Source organism: Streptomyces sp. NPDC090088 (assembly GCF_044747345.1).
Lineage (GTDB): Bacteria > Actinomycetota > Actinomycetes > Streptomycetales > Streptomycetaceae > Streptomyces.
The window spans coordinates 250,359-269,955 of record NZ_JBIVDZ010000004.1 but is presented as its reverse complement, the minus strand read 5'-3'; the positions used below and the strand labels follow the sequence as shown (position 1 = coordinate 269,955).

General features: G+C 72.5%; 19 protein-coding genes. 6 read left to right on the top strand and 13 right to left on the bottom strand.

The window, feature by feature from the left end; genetic code table 11:
• Positions 1 to 49 precede the first annotated feature (49 nt).
• From ACIPSJ_RS21360 to ACIPSJ_RS21340, 5 genes are all read left to right on the top strand, one after another.
• Positions 50 to 325, top strand: coding sequence for a hypothetical protein (locus tag ACIPSJ_RS21360; RefSeq protein ID WP_359225130.1), 276 nt, complete (start codon positions 50 to 52; stop codon positions 323 to 325).
• 162 nt (positions 326 to 487) lie between these two features.
• Entirely contained in the window at positions 488 to 1,555 is a 1,068-nt protein-coding gene (locus ACIPSJ_RS21355) for a glucose-1-phosphate thymidylyltransferase (RefSeq protein ID WP_355719898.1), read from the top strand.
• Positions 1,552 to 2,550 (top strand): dTDP-glucose 4,6-dehydratase, encoded by a 999-nt coding sequence (rfbB, locus tag ACIPSJ_RS21350; RefSeq protein WP_401347751.1) that lies wholly within the window; start codon positions 1,552 to 1,554, stop codon positions 2,548 to 2,550. The genes ACIPSJ_RS21355 and rfbB overlap by 4 nt, the downstream gene beginning before the upstream one ends.
• Complete coding sequence (rfbD, locus tag ACIPSJ_RS21345; RefSeq protein WP_401347749.1) at positions 2,550 to 3,431, top strand: dTDP-4-dehydrorhamnose reductase; 882 nt, start codon at positions 2,550 to 2,552, stop codon at positions 3,429 to 3,431. The genes rfbB and rfbD overlap by 1 nt, the downstream gene beginning before the upstream one ends.
• A gap of 209 nt (positions 3,432 to 3,640) precedes the next feature.
• Positions 3,641 to 4,456: a class I SAM-dependent methyltransferase gene (locus ACIPSJ_RS21340; RefSeq protein WP_359216575.1), complete on the top strand. Its 816-nt coding sequence runs from the start codon at positions 3,641 to 3,643 to the stop codon at positions 4,454 to 4,456.
• Between the two features lie 55 nt (positions 4,457 to 4,511).
• Here the strand turns inward: ACIPSJ_RS21340 and rfbC are convergent, their stop codons facing one another.
• From rfbC to ACIPSJ_RS21315, 5 genes are all read right to left on the bottom strand, one after another.
• The gene (gene rfbC, locus ACIPSJ_RS21335) at positions 4,512 to 5,105 is read right to left on the bottom strand and encodes a dTDP-4-dehydrorhamnose 3,5-epimerase (protein WP_355726320.1); all 594 of its coding nucleotides are present in this window, start codon (positions 5,103 to 5,105) and stop codon (positions 4,512 to 4,514) included.
• A gap of 4 nt (positions 5,106 to 5,109) precedes the next feature.
• Positions 5,110 to 7,140, bottom strand: coding sequence for a glycosyltransferase family 2 protein (locus tag ACIPSJ_RS21330; protein ID WP_401347747.1), 2,031 nt, complete (start codon positions 7,138 to 7,140; stop codon positions 5,110 to 5,112).
• A gap of 122 nt (positions 7,141 to 7,262) precedes the next feature.
• Positions 7,263 to 7,847: a hydrolase gene (locus tag ACIPSJ_RS21325; protein ID WP_359216568.1), complete on the bottom strand. Its 585-nt coding sequence runs from the start codon at positions 7,845 to 7,847 to the stop codon at positions 7,263 to 7,265.
• A gap of 8 nt (positions 7,848 to 7,855) precedes the next feature.
• Positions 7,856 to 9,259, bottom strand: a complete 1,404-nt coding sequence (locus ACIPSJ_RS21320) for an MFS transporter (protein WP_401347745.1) — start codon at positions 9,257 to 9,259, stop codon at positions 7,856 to 7,858.
• The gene (locus ACIPSJ_RS21315; protein ID WP_401347743.1) at positions 9,256 to 9,693 is read right to left on the bottom strand and encodes a MarR family winged helix-turn-helix transcriptional regulator; all 438 of its coding nucleotides are present in this window, start codon (positions 9,691 to 9,693) and stop codon (positions 9,256 to 9,258) included. Before ACIPSJ_RS21315 ends, ACIPSJ_RS21320 begins: the two co-directional genes overlap by 4 nt.
• Before the next feature lie 103 nt (positions 9,694 to 9,796).
• Here ACIPSJ_RS21315 and ACIPSJ_RS21310 point away from each other — a divergent pair, with 103 nt between their 5' ends.
• The gene (locus ACIPSJ_RS21310) at positions 9,797 to 10,297 is read left to right on the top strand and encodes a metallophosphoesterase family protein (RefSeq protein WP_401348652.1); all 501 of its coding nucleotides are present in this window, start codon (positions 9,797 to 9,799) and stop codon (positions 10,295 to 10,297) included.
• Positions 10,298 to 10,306: 9 nt separating this feature from the next.
• Here ACIPSJ_RS21310 and ACIPSJ_RS21305 read toward each other — a convergent pair whose 3' ends face one another.
• The 8 genes from ACIPSJ_RS21305 to ACIPSJ_RS21270 form a co-directional block, all read right to left on the bottom strand.
• On the bottom strand, positions 10,307 to 11,761 hold the full coding sequence (locus ACIPSJ_RS21305; RefSeq protein WP_401347741.1) for a hypothetical protein: 1,455 nt from the start codon (positions 11,759 to 11,761) through the stop codon (positions 10,307 to 10,309).
• Positions 11,762 to 11,882: 121 nt separating this feature from the next.
• The gene (locus ACIPSJ_RS21300; protein ID WP_401347739.1) at positions 11,883 to 12,497 is read right to left on the bottom strand and encodes an SRPBCC family protein; all 615 of its coding nucleotides are present in this window, start codon (positions 12,495 to 12,497) and stop codon (positions 11,883 to 11,885) included.
• A 15-nt stretch (positions 12,498 to 12,512) separates the two neighbouring features.
• Positions 12,513 to 13,619, bottom strand: a complete 1,107-nt coding sequence (locus tag ACIPSJ_RS21295; protein WP_401347738.1) for an XdhC family protein — start codon at positions 13,617 to 13,619, stop codon at positions 12,513 to 12,515.
• Positions 13,612 to 14,781, bottom strand: a complete 1,170-nt coding sequence (locus ACIPSJ_RS21290) for a VWA domain-containing protein (protein WP_401347737.1) — start codon at positions 14,779 to 14,781, stop codon at positions 13,612 to 13,614. Before ACIPSJ_RS21290 ends, ACIPSJ_RS21295 begins: the two co-directional genes overlap by 8 nt.
• Positions 14,782 to 14,787: 6 nt before the next feature.
• Positions 14,788 to 15,663 carry a MoxR family ATPase gene (locus ACIPSJ_RS21285; protein WP_359216547.1) on the bottom strand — a complete coding sequence of 292 codons (876 nt, stop codon included), beginning with the start codon at positions 15,661 to 15,663 and terminating at the stop codon, positions 14,788 to 14,790.
• A gap of 15 nt (positions 15,664 to 15,678) precedes the next feature.
• A complete protein-coding gene (locus ACIPSJ_RS21280; RefSeq protein ID WP_359216544.1) occupies positions 15,679 to 16,533 on the bottom strand; it encodes a xanthine dehydrogenase family protein subunit M in 855 nt (284 codons plus the stop codon).
• Positions 16,530 to 18,893, bottom strand: a complete 2,364-nt coding sequence (locus tag ACIPSJ_RS21275; protein ID WP_401347735.1) for a xanthine dehydrogenase family protein molybdopterin-binding subunit — start codon at positions 18,891 to 18,893, stop codon at positions 16,530 to 16,532. The genes ACIPSJ_RS21280 and ACIPSJ_RS21275 overlap by 4 nt, the downstream gene beginning before the upstream one ends.
• On the bottom strand, positions 18,890 to 19,372 hold the full coding sequence (locus ACIPSJ_RS21270; protein WP_401347733.1) for a (2Fe-2S)-binding protein: 483 nt from the start codon (positions 19,370 to 19,372) through the stop codon (positions 18,890 to 18,892). The genes ACIPSJ_RS21275 and ACIPSJ_RS21270 overlap by 4 nt, the downstream gene beginning before the upstream one ends.
• Positions 19,373 to 19,597: the final 225 nt, after the last annotated feature.

Genomic DNA, 19,597 nt, shown 5'->3' with positions numbered 1-19,597 from the left:
CCGGCCGTCTCGGGAGGCGGCGCGGGCCGGTCCTTCTTAGGGTCTTGTCGTGGCACACACCTTCCAAGAGCTGGTGGCGAAGCACCGCGCGGCCGACGCGGCCCACGACAAGGTGCTGGAACTGCGCGACGCCTACGGACCGCCTGCTTTGCAGCAGCCGGGCGGCGCCCAGTCGGAGACCTACGAGACCGCCCTGCGCGCCTGGCGCGACCTGGCCCGGGACGAACTGACCGCGCTGAGCGAGTACGCCCGTGACGAGGGCAGACCGCGGCCCGAGGTGGAGGCGGAGGTGGAGCGCGCGGCGGCCGAGCCGGAGAACTCCTGACCGGATTCTTACCGTGCGCCGAAATAAACGTACAAAACGGGCGAGATGCCTGTTCGGGGCACCTCGTGGCCACATGACATCCGCACCAAGGTCATACTGTCGTAACCAATCAGGAAAACAGAAGAACGTCTCAATCAGATGTTCACCTATAAGGTGTAGCGAATGAAGGCTTTGGTGCTCTCCGGCGGTGCCGGAACCCGGCTGCGGCCGATCACCCACACATCGGCGAAACAGCTCGTACCGGTGGCGAACAAACCCGTCCTGTTCTACGGGCTCGAATCCCTTGCCGCCGCGGGCGTCACCGAGGTCGGGATGATCGTCGGCGACACCGCCGCCGAGATCGAGGAGGCGGTCGGCGACGGGTCGAAGTTCGGCCTGGACGTCACCTACATCCCGCAGGAGCACCCGCTGGGCCTCGCCCACGCGGTGCTGATCGCGCGTGAGTTCCTCGGGGACGACGACTTCGTCATGTACCTGGGCGACAACTTCATCGTCGGCGGCATCAGCGGACTGGTCGACGAGTTCCGCGAGACCCGCCCGGACGCCCAGATCCTCCTCACCCACGTGCCCAACCCGCGCGCCTTCGGCGTCGCCGAGCTGGACGCCGACGGCCAGGTGATCGGCCTGGAGGAGAAGCCGCAGGAGCCCAAGAGCGACCTCGCCCTGGTCGGCGTCTACCTCTTCACGCCCGCCATCCACGACGCGGTGCGCGCCATCAAGCCGTCCTGGCGCGGCGAGCTGGAGATCACCCACGCCATCCAGCACCTCATCGACCAGCGCGCCGACGTGCGCTCCACGGTGATCAAGGGCTACTGGAAGGACACCGGCAACGTCGTCGACATGCTGGAGGTCAACCGGACCGTCCTGGAGAGCCAGGAGCCGCGGATCGACGGCGAGGTCGACGAGGCCAGCCAGCTCGTCGGCCGGGTGGTCGTCGAGGCGGGCGCGACCGTCACCAACTCCCGGATCGTCGGGCCGGTCGTGATCGGCGCCGACAGCGTCGTCGCCGACTCGTACGTGGGCCCCTTCACGTCGGTCGCCGAGAACTGCCGGATCACGGACAGTGAGCTGGAGTTCTCCATAGTGCTGCGGGACTCCTCCATCGACGGGGTGGGCAGGATCGAGTCCTCGCTGATCGGCCGGCATGTCGAGGTGACCCCCGCGGCCGGCACCCCCAGCGCCCACCGCCTCGTACTCGGAGACCACAGCAAGGTGCAGATCCGTTCATGAATCTCCTCGTCACCGGCGCGGCCGGCTTCATCGGCTCCACGTACGTCCGCGGCCTGCTCGCCGCCGACGGCCCCGACGCGCCGCACATCACCGTGCTGGACAAGCTCACCTACGCGGGCACCCTGACGAACCTGCCCGCGTCGCATCCCCGGCTGACCTTCGTCGAGGGCGACATCTGCGACGCCGAGCTGGTCGACAAGCTCATGGCCGAGGCCGACCAGGTCGTGCACTTCGCGGCCGAGTCGCACGTCGACCGCTCCATCGACGGTGCCGGCGCGTTCGTCCGCACCAACGTCGTCGGCACCCAGACGCTCCTCGACGCGGCCCTGCGCCACGGCGTCGGCCCGTTCGTGCACGTCTCCACCGACGAGGTCTACGGCTCCATCGAGACCGGCTCCTGGCCCGAGAGCCACCCGCTCCAGCCGAACTCGCCGTACTCCGCCTCCAAGGCCTCCTCGGACCTGCTGGCGCTGGCCTTCCACCGCACCCACGGCCTGGACGTCCGCGTCACCCGCTGCTCCAACAACTACGGGCCGCACCAGTTCCCCGAGAAGGTCATCCCGCTCTTCGTGAGCAACCTCCTCGACGGCAAGAACGTCCCGCTCTACGGCGACGGCAGCAACGTCCGCGACTGGCTGCACGTCGAGGACCACTGCCAGGGCATCGACCTGGTCCGCACCGGCGGCCGGCCCGGCGAGGTCTACAACATCGGCGGCGGCACCGAGCTCAGCAACAAGGAGCTCACCGGGCTGCTCCTCGAAGCCTGCGGCGCCGACTGGGAGCGCGTGGACCGGGTCGCCGACCGCAAGGGCCACGACCAGCGCTACTCCGTCGACTGGAGCAAGATCCACGACGAGCTGGGCTACACCCCCAAGCACGACTTCACCTCCGGCCTCGCCGACACCGTCGCCTGGTACCGCGACAACCGCGCCTGGTGGGAGCCGCTCAAGGAGCGCGCCGCCCTGGAGCCGCGCAAGGAGCAGGGGAAGCACTGATGAAGTGGCTCGTCGCCGGAGCGGGCGGGATGCTCGGCCACGACGTGGTCGAGGAACTCACCCGCCGGGGTGCGGAGGTCGTGGCCCTCGGCCGCGCCGACCTCGACATATCCGACGCCGACTCGACGGAGTCGGCGCTCGCCGGGCACACGCCCGACCTGGTGGTCAACTGCGCCGCGTACACGGCCGTCGACGACGCCGAGACCGACGAGGAGCGCGCCCTGCTGATCAACGGCGAGGGCCCGCGCCTGCTGGCCCGCGCCGCCGCCCGGCACGGCGCCCGTCTCGTCCACGTCTCCACGGACTACGTCTTCGACGGCGAGGCCCGCACCAGCCCGTACCCCGAGGACCACCCCACCGCCCCGCGCACCGCCTACGGGCGGACCAAGCTCGCGGGCGAGCGGGCGGTCCTGGCGGAACTCCCGGGCGCGAGCGCGGTCGTCCGCACGGCCTGGCTGTACGGCACGCACGGGAAGAACTTCGTGCGCACGATGATCGAGCTGGAGTCCCGCCGGGACACCCTCGACGTCGTCGACGACCAGCGCGGACAGCCCACCTGGAGCGCCGACCTGGCCGCCCGGATCGCCGACCTCGGCCCCCGCCTCGGCCGGGACGAGCGCGCGCACGGCGTCTTCCACGGCACCAACTCCGGCGCGGCCACCTGGTGCGAGCTGGCCCGCGAGGTCTTCCGGCTGCTCGGCGCCGACCCGGAGCGGGTGCGCCCCACCACCAGCGAGGCCTTCGTCCGCCCGGCACCCCGCCCCGCGTACAGCGCCCTCGGCCACGACCGGTGGTCCGAGGTCGGCCTGGAACCGCTGCGGGACTGGCGCGAGGCCCTGCGCGAGGGGCTGCCGCTCATCCGCAAGGAGATCTCCGCCTAGGACACCGGGTATCCACTCCGCCACAGGGCGGCCGGCGCACGCTCACCGAGCGCGCGCCGGCCGCCCTGTGCCGTATCACCGGAATACCGGGAGCCCGTCCGGCCTTTTTTTCGGATGTCTCTGTGTTCGCCCCTTGTGGATTGCCCGGCATCACTACCATGATGCTTTGAATGTCTTGTGAGTCGGGTGCGGAAAGGATTTGTCCCGCGATGTCGATCCGAGCGACCGTGAAGTCTGTATTGGGTGAGAAGAATGTGCGAGTCCTGCGACGGGTGAAGCGGCGCTTCTCCGGCCGGCCGCCCGTGAAGCCGCCCAAGCCGACCGGACTCGACGCGATCTCCGGTGACCTGAACAAACTCGCCCAGCACTTCAAGACGGACAAGTGGGGAATACACCGCTACACCCAGCACTACCAACGCCATCTCGGGCACCTGAAGAACGAGTCGTTCAACCTGCTGGAAATCGGCATCGGCGGCTACAACAGGCCAGGCCAGGGCGGCGCTTCGCTGCGCATGTGGAAGCAGTTCTTCCCGAAGGCGCGGATTTTCGGAATGGACATCCAGGACAAGTCATTTGTCGACGAGGAACGCATCACGACGTTCATCGGCGACCAGTCCGACCCGACGTCGCTGAACACCGTCGCGGACAAGATCGGTGATCTGGACGTCATCATCGACGACGGCAGTCACCGCAGTCCGCATGTGCTCACCACGTTCGCCACGCTCTTCCCGCGGCTCAAGGACGGTGGCATCTACATCGTCGAGGACACCCAGTCCTCCTACTGGCCCGAATGGCAGGGCAGTGAGGACCTCGAAGCCGCGCACACCAGTATGGGCATGCTCAAGCGGCTGGTGGACGGGCTGAATTACGAGGAATTCGTCACGGAGAACTATCAGCCGACGTACACCGACCTCAATATCGTCGGCATGCACTTCTACCACAATCTCGTGATCATCGAGAAGGGCAGGAATGCCGAGGGCACGAACAAGCGGAGCGCGCTGAAGCAGCGTTACGCGAAGTCCTGACACGGATGTGCCGAGGAGCCGGACCCGGCCCGGGTCCGGCTCCTCGGCCGTGGTCTCAGCCGCGCAGCCGCTCGTAGTACGCCACGCAGTCCGCGTACGTCGGCAGCAGCCCGGAAGCGGCGGCCTCCGCGAGGGACGGCGCCTCGGCGTCCTTCTCCGACAGCACCGGCGCGAGGCCCTCGGGCCACTCGATGCCCAGCTCCGGGTCGAGCGGGTTGATGCCGTGCTCGCGGCCCGGCGCGTATCCGGCCGAGCACAGGTACACCACGGTGGCGTCGTCGGTCAGCGCCATGAAGGCGTGACCGAGGCCTTCCGAGAGGAACACGGCGTGCCGGTTGTCGTCGTCGAGCCGGACCGCCTCCCAGTTGCCGAACGTGGGGGAGCCGACCCGGATGTCCACGATGACGTCGAGCACGGCACCGCGCACGCACTTGACGTACTTGGACTGGCTCGGCGGCACGTCGGCGAAGTGGATGCCGCGCAGCACGCCCCGTCGGGAGACCGAGCAGTTCGCCTGGGCGAGGTCGAGGTCGTAGCCGAGGGCCTCGCGGAACTCCCCGGCCCGGAACCACTCGTGGAAGCTGCCCCGGTCGTCGGGGAAGACCTTGGGCTCCTGGATCCAGGCGCCTTCGATGCTCAGCGGTCGCACGGTGTCACTTGCCTTCCTGTCGTGCGGTGGGTGCGGTCCTGCCTCGGCCCAGGGCCCTGGCCAGGGCCCGGCGCACCGGCAGCGGCAGCTTACGGGCCAGCCTGCGGGCGGCGCTCGGCCTCGGCTTGGAGGCCGGCTTGGGCGTGGCCGCCTTGGGCTTCTTCGGGGCCGGCTTGGCGACCTTCAGGCCCTCGGGGGAGTTGCGCACGACGAGCGGCAGCGTGAAGAAGCGCGGCTCGGCGGCGTCCGCGACCAGGCACAGGGCCGGCCGCCAGCCGCCCTGCTGCAGCGACCGCACCGGCAGCGGGGCGTCCAGCACGGCTCCGCCGCCCTCGGCGGGCGACAGCGTGGCCGGCACCTCCAGCACCTCGGCGGCGGGCTTCGGACCGGTCAGCCGGAGCGCCGCCTTGACGTCACCGGCGACATGGAACGGCAGCACCGCGCGCAGCCGGTCACCGGCGACCGTGAAGTCCGCGGGCTTGAGGTCGCCGAAGCCGAGCCGCTTGCCGGCCATGTCGACGTCGAGGGCGAAGTTGTTCTTGACCGTCCAGTAGGGCAGCACGCGCAGACCGCCGACGACACCCGGGACCGGCATCGCGGGGAACGGCTCCCTGGAGACCGGGAACAGCCGGTACTCGCGGGTCCAGCCGCCGATCGTCAGCCGGACGAACGCGTCGTAGAGCCCGGCCGGCAGCGGGGAGCCGCCGGCGGCGGTGGCCGGGTCCACGGTCGCCGTCGCCTTCACGACCAGGCGGACCCGGTCCGGCTCGCCCTCGGCGGGAACGGTCTCGCGGGTGAACTCGATCGGCTGGAAGAACTGCGCGTGGGTCTCCCGCTCGCGCATCATCAGGTCGACGTTGGCCCGGTCGAAGCGGGCGGCGGTGCCGCGCTCCAGCAACGCGATGGCCTCGGCGGCGGTCGCCGGCGGGCCGTCGAGCGGGACGGGCGTGGTGTCGGCCGGGTAGGTCTTGGGCGCGCCGCCGGCGCTGTACTCGGCGCTGAAGTCGATCTTCAGGGCGCCGCCGTCCCAGGCGACGCTCTCCAGCGCCGTCGAGGGGCCGATGGACGCCTCCCACTCGGCGACGGCGAGCACGTCCTCGTAGCGGCCCGCGCCGGCCAGCTCGGTGACCACCCGGTGGGCCGGTTCGAGCAGGGCGAAGACGGCCGGGCCCATGCGTTCGGCGATCACCTTGTGGATCTCGTCGAAGAGCTCCCTGCGGTAGTCGTCCGGCAGCTTGAGGAACCGGTTGCCGCGCAGCCGCTCGCCCATCTCGCTGCGCAGCCAGCGGCGGAACATCCGGTCGCGGGTGGGGCCGGGCTCGGTGTAGCGCTCGACGACGTCGAGGGCCTCGCGCAGGTTGGCGAAGTAGCCGACCGGGTCGAAGCGCTGGAAACCGGCGTTCGAGGCGTCGTCCCGCTTGATGTGGTAGTAGCAGACGTAGTCGCCGAGCACCGAGATGTTCGACGCGAGCAGGTAGGCCTCGGCGACGAAGACGTGGTCCTCCAGCCGCCTGCGGCCCTCGGGGAAGCGCAGCCCGATGCGGTCCAGGAAGGACCGGCGCAGCATCTTGTGCGGGGTCAGGCTGTCCATCAGCGGGGCGTTGTCGACGGTGGCCCGCGGGTGGTTGCGGCGGAACAGCTCCACCGGCACCGGGCGGCCCTTGCCCGCCATCTTGCCGATGATCAGGTCGGCCTCGTTCGCGACGCCGTAGTCGTACATCCGCTCCAGGGCCTCGTCGCCCAGGAAGTCGTCGTTGTCGACGAACATCACGAACTCGCCCTGGGAGGCGGCGATGCCCACGTTGCGGGGCTTGCCGGACCAGCCGGACGGCTCCTGGTGGATGACGTGGATGTGCGGGTGCTCGGCGGCGAGCGCGTCCAGCCGGGCCGGGGTCTCGTCACTGGAGCCGTCGTCCACGAAGATCACTTCGTACTCGTCGCGAGGCAGCGACTGCCGGAGCAGCGAGGCGATGCAGTCCTCGATATAGGGCCCCGGGTTGTAGACAGGGACGACAACACTGACTTTGACCGGCATCCGGCTTCCTAGCCCCCTGGATAAAGCCGCCGGTTTCCCTGGGCGGCACGTGCTTGTGGCCGAATGCTAACCCGGTCGTGGCCCAGGACTCGCCTCGGCCCGGGCCAAGACCGGGTCATGAGTCAGCTGTGCGTCTTGGCCAGCAGCTCCAGCACCTCCGCCGTGGTACCGGACTCGCCGAGGCGCGGGAAGATCCGCTCCACGGAGCCGCGGTGCGCCTCCGGGTCGGCGTCGGCCATCGCGTCCGTGGCGAGCGTCACGTGGTAGCCGTGCGCGTAGCCGTCCCGGGCGGTGGACTCCACGCCGATGCTGGTGGCGATGCCGGTCAGCACGATCTGGGTGATGCCCCGGCGGCGCAGCTGGACGTCCAGGTCGGTGCCGTGGAAGGCGCTCCAGTTGTGCTTGGTGACACGGATGTCGCCGTCGTGTCCGGACAGTTCGTCGACGACGGTGTCCCAGCCCTCCGGGAAGGCGAGGCCGCGCGCCTGGCGCTCGGTGCGGCCCGGCACGGCGTCGGCGAAGTCGGCGGCGAAGGAGACCCGGACCAGGACCACGGGCAGGTCCTTGGCGCGGAAGGCGTCGGCGAGCTCGGCCGTGCGGGCCACCACCTCGGTGCCGGAGTACGGCTGGGTGGGCATGCCCACGATGCCCTGCTGGAGGTCGATGACGACGAGCGCGGTGCGGGGGTCGAGGGTGCTCAGAGACATGGGGTGGGTCAGGCCTTTCGGGGGGTGGGTGTGAGCCGGGCCAGGGAGCGGTCCGGCAGCGTGATCGCCAGCAGCAGTGCCGAGCCGGCGAGCATGAACAGGGCCAGGCCGTGCAGCCCGCCCGTGTCGGCGCGGTGCGGGAAGAAGGCCGCCGTCGCGGCGGAGGCTCCCAGCGCGCCGAGGTACATGAAGGTCCGCAGCAGCCCGGCCGCGGAGCCGATCCGCTCCGGGTCGGCCTGCCGGTACAGCGCGGTCTGCGCGGCGAGCCCGAGCAGCCCCTGCGGGACGCCGAGCAGCGCGCCGGCCGCGAGCAGCGCCCAGACCGGGCTGCCGGCGTCGACCAGCAGCAGCGCCGAGCAGCCGGCGATCTGCAGCACGGAGCCGACCAGCAGCTTGCCGCGGACGGCCTCCCGGCGGCCGGTGACCGTGGCGGTGACGAGCGCGGCGGCCGACAGCGGCAGCAGGACGAGCCCGGCGGCGGAGGCGCTGAGCCCGCGGCCCTGCTCCAGCCACTGCGTGTAGCCGTACAGGAAGGCGTACGAGGTGGTGTACGCGAGGAGCTGGCGCACATAGGTGACGACGAGCGGGACGTTGCCGGCGAGGACCCGCAGGTCGACGAACGGGTCGGGCACCCGCAGCTCGCGGGCCGCGAAGACGGCGGCCGTCGCGAGGGTCAGCGCCGGCAGGTACCAGCGGTCGGGCCGCGGGCCCATCAAAAACAGCATCAGCGTAACCAGCAGGACGGCGAACAGGGCCATGCCGGGCAGGTCCATGCGCTGTCCCCGCTCGGGCGCCCCGGACCTGGGCAGCCACTTGACGCCGAGGACCAGACAGGCCGCGGAGAGCGGCACGTTGACGGTGAACACCATGTGCCAGCCGCCGGCGCCGATCAGCACCCCGCCCAGCGTCGGACCGACCACGGCCACGGTCTGCGCGGACACGGCGAGCGCGGTCAGCACCCCGGCCGGGCTGTCCTGCCCGGTGCGCTCGGCCTCGCTCCTGGTCAGCCGCATCGCCGCCGGATACGCGGCCGAGGTGCCGAAGCCGAGCAGTACCCGCGCCGCGATCAGCACGCCCAGCGTGGGAGCCAGCGCGCCCAGCAGTCCGGCGACGCCCACCAGACCCGTACCCACGAGATAGAGGCGGCGCGGCCCGTACATGTCCACGAGCCGCCCGATCACCGGCTGCCCCACGGCGGTCGCCAGGTAGAGCGCGGTCACCAGCCACACCGTCTCGGCGGGCGGCGCCCCGAAGGCGATGCCGATCGGCACCAGGGCCACCGCGATCATCGAGGAGTTGATCGGGTTCAGTACGGAACCCAGCACCATCGGCGCGATCAGCCGCCGGTCGAAGCCGGCGGGGGCGGGGCGGGTGCTCTTGCCCGATATCGCGGCGGCCGGTCGCGGTATCACGGCCGCGACAGCCGTTCCAGCAGCTCGATGGCGGTGAGCAGGGTGTGCCGCTCGTCCTCGGTGTACCGCTCCTGGAAGGCGCGGGCCAGCCACTCGTCGCGCGCCTGCCGGTTGCCCTCGACCCGGGCCTGGCCGGCCTCGGTCAGGGTGACCAGCTGGCGGCGGCCGTCGGTCGGGTCGGGGCTGCGGCGGATCAGCCCCTGCTGGTCGAGCGCGGCCAGCGTGGTCGCCATCGACTGCGGCCGCACCCCCTCGGCGGAGGCGAGCGCGCTGGCCGTGGCCGCGCCGTGCTTCGACACCAGGGTGAGCGCCGACTCCTGCGACGGGGTGAGGTCCGCGTCCTGGGCGACCTCCCGGATACGGCGGCGCAGCCTGCTGAACATCACGCGCAGGTCGCGCGCCGCGCGGGTCGCGGAATCGGTGATCTCTGCCATGCGGCCCACCCTAGGACCGACAGCTGAAACTGTCCAGCTGAAACTGTTAAGTCTGGACTGAAGATCTCCGGGCGGGGTCATTGGCTACGCTGGCCGGGTGCGCCTGCGTCTGCTCCTGACCTCCGACACGCACCTCCCGCTGCGCGCCAAGCGGCTCCCGGACCAGCTGCTGGCCGAACTCCCGCGCGCCGACGTCGTGTTCCACGCCGGCGACTGGGTCGACGAGGCCACCCTCGACCTGCTGGAGCGGCACAGCCGCCGGCTGATCGCCGTGTACGGCAACAACGACGGCCCCGCACTGCGCGCCCGGCTCCCCGAGGTGGCCTACGCCGACCTGGGCGGCCTGCGGTTCGGGACGATCCACGAGACCGGTCCCGCCCAGGGCCGCGAGACCCGCTGCGCCGCCCGCTTCCCCGACCTGGACGTCCTGGTCTTCGGGCACAGCCACATCCCCTGGGACAGCACGGCACCGGGCGGACTGCGGCTGCTCAACCCCGGCTCGCCCACCGACCGGCGCCGCCAGCCGCACCGCACCTACCTCACCGCGGCCGTCGCCGACGGCGTGCTCACGGACGTCACCCTGCACCGGCTGCCGCCGCGCTGAGGGGACCCGTCAGGGGGCGATCCCGACCCCGGCGATCGCGCTCCACCGCTTCTCCTGCGCCGCCGTCATGGCGGGCCAGTGCAGCCCGCCCGGCCGCGGGCGGACCCGGGAGGCGTAGGAGGCGGGACGGAAGGCAGGGTCGTAGAAACAGCCCGTGGCGTAGACCCGGTCGAACGCGGCGCAGGAGTCCGCGATCGCCTCGGGCGTCGGCTTCCGGCCCGTGCGCACCCAACCGTCCAGTGCCGCGATCGAGTCGGCGTACTCCGCGTCGCTCAGCGCGCTGTGCTCGGACTCGTGGGTGAACGTCTGCACGAGGTGGCCGTCCCGGTGGGCGCCGCGCAGGGTGGCCCGGTAGGCCGCCTCGTGCTCCACGAACGCCGTCGGATCGTCGATGGCGTGCAGCGTGAGGACCGGGATCGACACCCTGCCGGTGAGATCGCTGTCGTACGACAGGTCGCGTACCGCGGTCGGATCGGCGGCGAACCGCTCGACCCCGGCGTTCAGCGCCTGGTCGTCGTGCGACCCCGAGTACCGAACGCCCTTGTTCGAGAACGGATTACGGCCGCCCAGCCGGTCGTGCACGATGTCCCGGAAGGTGAAGACCGCGAACCGCAGATGCGACTCCAGGGTGCGCTCGGGGACCCCGGTGACCGCGAGGATGTCGTCGAGGTTGCGCTGCTGGAGGGCGGTGCGCTCCTGCGGGGCCGAGGCGTAGCCCGTGCACTCCTGGAGCCGGGCGCGCAGTCCGGCCGTCGTCAGCGTCGAGTCCGCGCGCAGCCCCTGCCACAGCGGGTACGGGGGCTCGGTCGGCCGGGGCAGGTTGCGGCAGTAGTACTGGTGGACGACGCGGAGGTCGACGCGGTAGTCGTACCCCCGGGACCCGCCGCCGAGGACACCGCTGGTGAGCAGCGCCCCGTCGTACGGTCCGCCCCGCCCGCCGTACACCTCGACGACCTTGGCGGCTACGTCCCCGCCCCAGGACTGACCGTGCACATAAGTGCGCTTCGGCTTCCCGAAGTTCTCGACGAACAGCCGGCGCACGTTCTCGGTGTCCTCGGCGGCCATCCGGGTGCCGTAGCCGCCCCTGCGGTAGGACGAGCCCGCCCAGGCGTACCCCTCCTTCACCATCACCGACCAGCGGGCCAGGTCGTCGGCGCTGCGCGCCGGGTCCGAGCCGGTGCCGAGGTCGGGGCCGCCGTGCGCGTGCACGACCAGGGAGCCGTTCCAGTGCGCGGGGACGGCGATGGCGTAGGCGGCGCCGTGGGCGTCCCGACCGGTGTAACAGGCGGCCCTGCCGTCGAGTTGGGCCGGGCAGGAGACGGGGGTCGGCGGCGGTGTCCCGGCCTGCGCGGGCGGGGCGCCGACGAAGGCGGTGGCGAGGGCCGCCGCCACGGAGGCGAGCAGTCCGGTGCGTCGGCGGCGGCCGGTCCGGCGGACCCGTACGGGGGTTCTCGACCTGTCCAAGGCGCGGCTCCCTGTCGTCGTCGGCGCTTCTTCGCGCCGTCCGCGGCGATGCTAGGGAGCGGTCCGGGACCGGAACCACGGTCCGGACGTTGTGTTCATAGTGTTCGACGGGCGGAACACGTCAGCGCGGCCTGGTGTGTTGCCGCCGACGCCGGCGCAGCCGTGCCGCCGCCACCGTGAGCACGGCGAGTACGGCGGCCACCGCCGCGGCCCGCTTGGCCACCGGCACCCCGGCCGTCCGCAGCAGGTCGAGCGGCTGCGGCGCCTCGTCGTCCTCGGCCAGGTGCCGTGGCCGCTCGGTCAGCCGTTCCGCGAGGCAGGTCGCGAACTGGCCCACCAGGCGGTCGCCGACCTCCGCCAGGACGCCGCGGCCGAACTGGGCCGGACGGCCGGTCACCGTGAGGTCGGTGCGGACCGAGACCGCCGTGGCGCCCTCGCGTTCGGTGAGGGTGGCGGTGACCGTCGCCCGGGCCGTGCCCTGGCCACGGGTCTCCCGGCCGCTGGCCAGCAGCACCATCCGGTGGGCCGACGCGTCCTGTTCCTCGAAGACCGCGGTGCCCCGGTAGGCCACGGTGACCGGGCCGACCTTGACCTTGACCGAGCCGGTCACGGTCTTGCCGTCGTAGTCCTCCACGACCGCGCCCGGCAGACAGGGCGCGACCCGTTCGATGTCGAGGAGGGCGCGCCAGGCCTCGTCGGCCGGGACCGGGACGGTGAACTCGTGGTGCAGCTCCATGACTTCCTCCTCGGCTCAGGGCGCGACCGGATGGTGGATGGCCCCCGCGGTCGTGGTCAGCGGGGCGCCGCTGCCGCCCCAGCGCAGCGCGACGATCTCGGCGGCGACGGACACCGCCACCTCCTCGGGGGTACGGGCGCCCAGGTCCAGGCCGAGCGGTGAGCGCAGCCGGTCCAGCTCGGCCCCGGTGAGACCCGCCTCGGCGAGCCGGGCCCGCCGTTCGTCGTGGGTACGGCGGCTGCCCATCGCCCCGATGTAGGCGGCGGGCCGGCGCAGCGCCTCCTCCAGCAGCGGGACGTCGAACTTCGGGTCGTGGGTGAGGACGCAGATGACGGTGCGGTCGTCGGTGTCCGTGCCCCTGAGGTAGCGGTGCGGCCAGTCGACGACGACCTCGACGCCCGCCGGGAAGCGCTTCGGGGTGGCGAAGACCGGGCGGGCGTCGCACACGGTGACCCGGTAGCCGAGGAAGTCACCGATCCGGGCCACCGCCGCCGCGTAGTCGATCGCACCGAACACCAGCATGCGCGGCGGCGGCGCGAACGACTGGAGGAAGACGGTGACCGCGTCCTCGCGGCGCTCTCCGCGCGGGCCGTAGTGCCGCAACACCGAGGCACCGAGCGCGAGTTCGCCGCGCGCGTCCGCGGCGACGGCGATGTCGAGGCCCTCCGTGCCGAGCGTGCCGGCCACCCGGTCCGGCCAGACGGCGAGGGTGGCGCCGCGCGGCGCGGGCCCGTCCACCACCGTGGCCACGGTCACCGGTTCGCCGCCGGCGACCGACGCGGCGACCGCGCCGAACGCCGGGTCGGACGCGGCGGTCACCGGCCGGACCAGCAGGGTGATCTCGCCGCCGCAGGTCAGCCCCACCGCGAAGGCGTCCTCGTCGCTGTAGCCGAAGGTCTCCAGGCGGGGTTCGCCGCTCGCCACGACCTCCTGCGCCAGTTCGAACACGGCACCCTCGACGCAGCCCCCGGAGACACTGCCCAGGACCTCGTCGTCCGGGCCCACCGCCATCGCGGCGCCGGGTCCGCGCGGCGCGCTGCGGCTGACCGCGACCACCGTGGCCAGACCGAAGGGGATCCCGGCCGCGTGCCAGCCGGCCAGCGCCGGCAGAATCTCACGCACGCTCGGCTCCTCTCCGGCCGGACGTCGTGGACGCGCCGCGCACCACCGCCGCGAGCCGCTCCAGCGCCGCCAGGCTGTGCCCCTCGACGAAGGCGTCGACGCTGGGCAGCGCCGCCGCCATCCCGGCCGCCAGCGGCGCGTAACCGGGCCGCGCCTTGCGCGGGTTCGCCCAGACCACCTGGTGCGCCAGGCCGTGCAGCCGGCGCATCTGCCGTCCGAGCAGCTCCGGGTCGCCGCGCTCCCAGCCGTCCGAGAGCAGCACGACGATCGCGCCGCGCGCCATGCCGCGTTGTCCCCACCGGTTCAGGAACTCGCGCAGCAGCTCGCCGAGCCGGGTGCCGCCGCGCCAGTCGGGCACCGCGGCCGCGACGGACTCCATCGCCAGATCGGGGTCCCGGTGCGACAGTTCGCGGGTCACCCGGGTGAGCCGGGTGCCGATGGTGAACACCTCGGTGCGGCCCGCGCGCACCGCCGCGTGCGCGAACCGCAGCAGTGCGTCGGCGTACGGCGCCATCGAGCCGCTCACATCGACGAGCAGCACCACCCGGCGCGGCCGGGCCACCCGCGCGTGCCGTCGCAGCAGGGCCGGTTCGCCGCCGCGCCGCAGCAACTCCCGTACCGTACGGCGCGGATCGACGTCCCCACGCCGGGCGGGCCGCCGCCGGGCCGACCGCCGGACCTGCCCCACCAGCGCGAACGCGGCCAGCAGACGGCGTAGTTGGGCCCGTTCGGCGGCGTCGAGCCCGGTGACGTCACGGTGCCGCAGCACCTCGGCGGAGCTGGCGAGCGTGGGCGTGGGCGGAGCGGACGGCTCGCCCTCGCCGGGGGGCCGGGGTGCCGCTGCCGTCTCCCGGGCGACGAGCCGCAGCCGGGGCGGGGGAGCGGTGCGCGCGGGCGGCGGGGGAGGCGGCCTGGTCCGGCCGAAGTACGCGGCGAACACCCGGTCGTAGCGCTCCAGGTCGTCGTGGCCGCCGCACAGCGTCGCCCGCCCCGCCCAGTACACGTCCGCACGCAGGCCCGGCCGCAGGGCGGCCACGGCGCGCAGGAACGCGTATCCGCGTTCGGCGCTCGCGTCCACGCCCGCGGCCCGCAACGCCCGTACGAAACCGAGCAGTACGGCATCCGCCGGCACCCCGGCCGCCACCGGTACCGCCGCGTCCATGCCCGGTCACCCGCCCCGGGCCGACAGGATCGCCGCGAGATCGAGCCCCCGGGCCCGGTCCGCGTCCTCCCGGTACTTGAGCACCGACCCCAGCGTGGCCACGGCCAGCTCCGTGTCCACCTCGCTCGCGCCCAGCGCGTCCAGGGCCTCCGCCCAGTCGATCGTCTCCGCCACGCCCGGCGGCTTGAGCAGGTCCGCGCCGCGCAGCGCCTGCACCAGCGCGGTCACCTGCTCGGCCAGCCGCGCCGACACCTTCGGCAACCGGGTGCGCACGATGGCCAGTTCACGGGCGAAGGTGGGGTGGTCGAACCAGTGGTAGAGGCAGCGCCGCTTCAGGGCGTCGTGCACCTCGCGGGTCCGGTTCGAGGTGAGCACGACCACCGGCGGCACCTCCGCCCGCAGCGTGCCGAGCTCGGGGATCGTGACCGAGTACTCGGAGAGCAGTTCCAGCAGGAACGCCTCGAACTCGTCGTCCGCGCGGTCGATCTCGTCGACCAGCAGGACCGCGGGATGCTGCTGCAGGGCCAGCAGCAGGGGGCGGGCGATCAGGAAACGGCGGTCGTACAGCTCGCTCTCCAGCCGGTCGGCGTCCGTGACGCCGGCCGCCTCGGCGGCCCGCAGGTGCAGCAGCTGGCGCGGGAAGTCCCAGTCGTACAGGGCCTGGGAGGCGTCGATGCCCTCATGGCACTGGAGCCGGATCAGCGGCGCGCCGAGCGTCTCGGCCAGGGCGGAGGCGAGCGCGGTCTTGCCCACGCCCGCGTCGCCCTCGCAGAACAGCGGCCGGTGCAGTCTCAGGGCCAGGAAGCAGGTGACGGCCAGCCCTTCGTCGACGAGGTACCCCGTCTGCTCCAGGCGGGCCCGTACCTGCTCCGGGTCGTCCACGCGGGTGATCGGCGCTCACCCCATTCCGGCGGCCGTCAGCACCGCCCGCCGGGTCAGCACCCGTGCGAGGTGCTCCCGGTACTCGGGCGAGCCCGACAGGTCCTGGGACGGCCGGGTGCCCTCGGCCGCCGCCTCCGCGGCCCGGGCCACCGCCCCGGGGCCGTCGGCACCCGCAAGGGCCTCCTCGGCGGCCGTGGCCCGCAGCGGGGTCGACCCCATGTTGGTGAGCCCGATCCGCGCCTCGGCGATGTGCCCGTCGTCGCGCCGCACCAGTGCCGCCACGCCGACGATCGCCCAGGCCTGCGCGACCCGCTGGAACTTCTCGTAGTGGAAGCCCCAGCCGTCCCGCTTCGGCACCCGCACCTCCACCAGCAGTTCGTCGGGGGCGAGCGCGGTGGTGAGGTAGTCGAGGAAGAAGTCGCGGGCCGGGATCGTGCGCCGGCCGCCCGGTCCGGCGGCGACCAGCTCGGCGTCCAGGGCCAGCGCCACGGCGGGCAGGTCCCCGGCCGGGTCGGCGTGCGCGAGCGAGCCGCCGAGGGTGCCCCGGTGCCGTACGGCGGGGTCGGCGACCGTGGCCGTCGCCGCGGCCAGCAGACCCGCGTGGCGGCGGACCAGCGGATCGCGGACGACGTCGTGATGCGTGGTCAGCGCGCCGATGACGAGCGCGTCGCCGTCCTCGCGGACCCCGCGCAGCTCCGGGATCCGCCCGACGTCCACGACCAGCTCGGGGAAGGCCAGCCGCAGCCGCAGCAACGGCAGCAGGCTCTGCCCGCCGGCCAGCACCTTCGCCTCCTCGCCCGCGTCGGCGAGCGCGCGCACCGCCTCGTCGACGCTCGCCGGACGGGCGTACTCGAATGCCGGGGGAATCATGCCGACGCCTCCTTCACCGCGCGCCACACCCGCTCCGGGGTGCAGGGCATCCGCACATCCGTCACACCCAGCGGCCGCAGCGCGTCCACCACGGCGTTGACCACCGCCGGCGTCGACGCGATCGTGCCGGCCTCGCCGACCCCCTTGACGCCCAGGGCGTTCGAGGACGCCGGGGTCTCCGTCCGGTCGGTCACGAAGTCCGGCAGGTCCACCGCCGACGGCACCAGGTAGTCGGCCATGGTCCCGGAGACGAGGTTGCCCTCGTCGTCGTACACGGCCTCCTCGTACAGCGCCTGCGCGATGCCCTGCGCGAGACCGCCGTGCACCTGGCCCTCGACGATCATCGGGTTGACGACATGGCCGACGTCGTCGACGCAGACGTACGACCTGATCCGGGTCCGCCCGGTCTCCGTGTCCACCTCGACCGCGCACAGGTGGGTGCCGTGCGGGTAGGAGAAGTTCTCCGGGTCGACCACGGTCTCGGCGTTGATGGACGGTTCGACGCCGTCCGGCAGGTCGTGGCCGGTGAACGTCTCGAAGGCGATCTCCTGGATGGTCTTGCGGGCCTCCGGCGAGCCCTTCACGGAGAACACGCCGTCCGTGAACTCCAGGTCCTGCTCGCTCGCCTCCAGCAGATGCGCGGCGACCTTGCGGGCCTTGGCGACCACCTTCGTCGCCGCCCGGTGCACGGCCTCGCCGCCGACCGCCAGCGACCGCGAACCGTAGGTGTCCATGCCCTGCGGAGCGGCCAGGGTGTCGCCGTGCACCACCTCGACGTCGTCGAACGGCACCCCGAGCACGTCGGCCGCGATCTGGCTCCAGCAGGTCACGTGCCCCTGCCCGTGCGGACTGGTGCCGGTGACCACCTCGACCTTGCCGGTGGGCAGCATGCGGATGCTCGCCGCCTCCCAGCCGCCGGCCGCGTACCGCAGGTCGCGCAGCACCCGGCTCGGGGCCAGCCCGCACATCTCCGTGAACGTGGACACGCCGATGCCGAGGCGTACGGTGTCGCCGCGCTCGTTGCGCTTCTGCTGCTCGGCGCGCAGGTCGTCGTACCCGAACAGGGCGAGGGCCTTGTCGGTGGCCGCCTCGTAGTTGCCGCTGTCGTAGGTCAGCCCGGCGATGGTGGTGTACGGGAACTCCTCGTGCCGGATCCAGTTCCGGCGCCGCAACTCCACCGGGTCCAGGCCGAGTTCGGCGGCCAGCTCGTCCATGATCCGCTCGATGGCGAAGGTCGCCTCCGGGCGTCCGGCGCCGCGGTAGGCGTCGGTGGGCGTGCGGGTGGTGAAGACGCCGGTGCAGGTGAAGTCGTAGGCGTCCATCTTGTAGATGGCCGGGTACATGAAGGCGCCGAGGATCGGGATGCCCGGGGTGACGAGCATCAGGTAGGCGCCCATGTCGGCGAGCAGGTCCACCTTCAGGCCGAGCAGCTTCCCCTCACGGGTGGCGGCGATCTCGATGTCCTGGATCATGCCGCGGCCGTGGTGGGTGGCGAGGTAGCCCTCGGAGCGGGACTCGGTCCACTTCACCGGGCGGCCCAGCCTGCGGGCGACCGCGAGGGCCAGGGCCTCCTCGCCGTAGACCTGGAGCTTGGAGCCGAAGCCGCCGCCCACGTCCGGGGCGATCACGCGGAGCTTCTGCTCGGGGATGCCGGTGACCGTCGCCAGCATGATCCGCAGGATGTGCGGGATCTGGGTCGCCGAGTAGACCGTGTACTCGCCGGAGGCGGCGATCGGCGTGACGACGACCGCGCGCGGCTCCATGGCGTTCGGGATCAGCCGCTGCTGGTGGTAGCGGCGCTTGACGGTCACCTCGGCGCGCCGCCGTACCGAGTCGAAGTCCTCGCCGGTGGCGAGCGGCCAGGTGTAGCAGCGGTTGGTGCCCTTGTCGGAGTGGACCAGCGGGGCGTCGTCGGCGAGCGCGGCCTCCAGGTCGAGGACCGGGGGCAGCGGGTCGTAGTCGACCTCGATCGCCTCCAGCGCGTCGGCCGCCGCGTACCGGTCGCGGGCCACGACGACGGCCACCGGGTCGCCGGCGTGGCGGACCTCGTCCACGGCGACCGGCGGGTGGTCCGGCAGCACGATGTCCTCGGTCACCGGCCAGGCGCAGGGCAGGGAGCCCAGGCCCTCGGCGAGGTCGGCGCCGCTGAACGCGGCAACGACACCGGGGCGTTCGAGGGCGGGGGAGACGTCGACCCGGGTGACGCGGGCGTGCGCCATCGGGCTGCGCAGCACGGCCAGGTGGAGCAGTCCGGCGACCTGGATGTTGTCGGTCCAGTTGGTCTGGCCGGTGATCAGCCGGGCGTCCTCCTTGCGCAGCCGGGCCCGCCCGACCTCGTGTTCGACGGCCTGATCGGTCATGCCGTGGCCTCCTCGGGTACGGACTGCCCGGAGGCGGCGAGCACCGCGCGGACGATGTTCTGGTAGCCGGTGCACCGGCACAGGTTGCCCTCCAGGGCCTCCCGGACCTCGTCCGAGGTGGGGTGCGGGTTCTCGCGCAGCAGATCACGGGCCGCCATGATCATCCCCGGGGTGCAGTAGCCGCACTGCAGACCGTGCCGTTCGTGGAAGGCGTGCTGCAGCGTCGTCCACTCCCCGTCCTTCGCCAGCCCCTGCACGGTGGTCACCGCGCCGCCGTCCGCCTGGACGGCGAGGACCGAGCAGCTCTTGACGGTCTCCCCGTCCAGGTCGACCGTGCACGCGCCGCAGTTCGAGGTGTCGCAGCCGATCGGGGTGCCGGTCAGGCCGAGGCGGTCGCGCAGGTAGTGGGCCAGCAGCAGACGGGGTTCCACCTCGTCCTCGTAGGGCGTGCCGTCCACGTTCAGCTTGATGTGGGTCATGTGCCCTCCAGGCCGTGCGGGCAGGAGTGAGGGAAACGGCGGGAAACGCAGCAAAGGCGTCACAGTGGCGTGATGTAGGTCACTCTATGGCCGGGCCCTGGAGGCGGCGAGTGCTGCGGCAGGGGTTTCGTTGAGCATTAATCCATTGCTGTCGAGCGGGCGGTCCTGCTGCACTGCTCCCGACCCGACGTCACCGAGAGAGGACCACCGATGCGCGCTGCGTGC

What these genes read in the sequence shown, in the direction of transcription:
- ACIPSJ_RS21325 (WP_359216568.1), bottom strand. Translation starts at nt 7,847, where the DNA reads ATGTCTCTGAGCACCCTCGACCCCCGCACCGCGCTCGTCGTCATCGAC.
- rfbB (WP_401347751.1), top strand. Translation starts at nt 1,552, where the DNA reads ATGAATCTCCTCGTCACCGGCGCGGCCGGCTTCATCGGCTCCACGTAC.
- ACIPSJ_RS21280 (WP_359216544.1), bottom strand. Translation starts at nt 16,533, where the DNA reads ATGATTCCCCCGGCATTCGAGTACGCCCGTCCGGCGAGCGTCGACGAG.
- ACIPSJ_RS21300 (WP_401347739.1), bottom strand. Translation starts at nt 12,497, where the DNA reads ATGGAGCTGCACCACGAGTTCACCGTCCCGGTCCCGGCCGACGAGGCC.
- rfbD (WP_401347749.1), top strand. Translation starts at nt 2,550, where the DNA reads ATGAAGTGGCTCGTCGCCGGAGCGGGCGGGATGCTCGGCCACGACGTG.
- ACIPSJ_RS21290 (WP_401347737.1), bottom strand. Translation starts at nt 14,781, where the DNA reads ATGGACGCGGCGGTACCGGTGGCGGCCGGGGTGCCGGCGGATGCCGTA.
- ACIPSJ_RS21275 (WP_401347735.1), bottom strand. Translation starts at nt 18,893, where the DNA reads ATGACCGATCAGGCCGTCGAACACGAGGTCGGGCGGGCCCGGCTGCGC.
- ACIPSJ_RS21355 (WP_355719898.1), top strand. Translation starts at nt 488, where the DNA reads ATGAAGGCTTTGGTGCTCTCCGGCGGTGCCGGAACCCGGCTGCGGCCG.
- ACIPSJ_RS21330 (WP_401347747.1), bottom strand. Translation starts at nt 7,140, where the DNA reads ATGCCGGTCAAAGTCAGTGTTGTCGTCCCTGTCTACAACCCGGGGCCC.
- ACIPSJ_RS21340 (WP_359216575.1), top strand. Translation starts at nt 3,641, where the DNA reads ATGTCGATCCGAGCGACCGTGAAGTCTGTATTGGGTGAGAAGAATGTG.
- ACIPSJ_RS21270 (WP_401347733.1), bottom strand. Translation starts at nt 19,372, where the DNA reads ATGACCCACATCAAGCTGAACGTGGACGGCACGCCCTACGAGGACGAG.
- ACIPSJ_RS21315 (WP_401347743.1), bottom strand. Translation starts at nt 9,693, where the DNA reads ATGGCAGAGATCACCGATTCCGCGACCCGCGCGGCGCGCGACCTGCGC.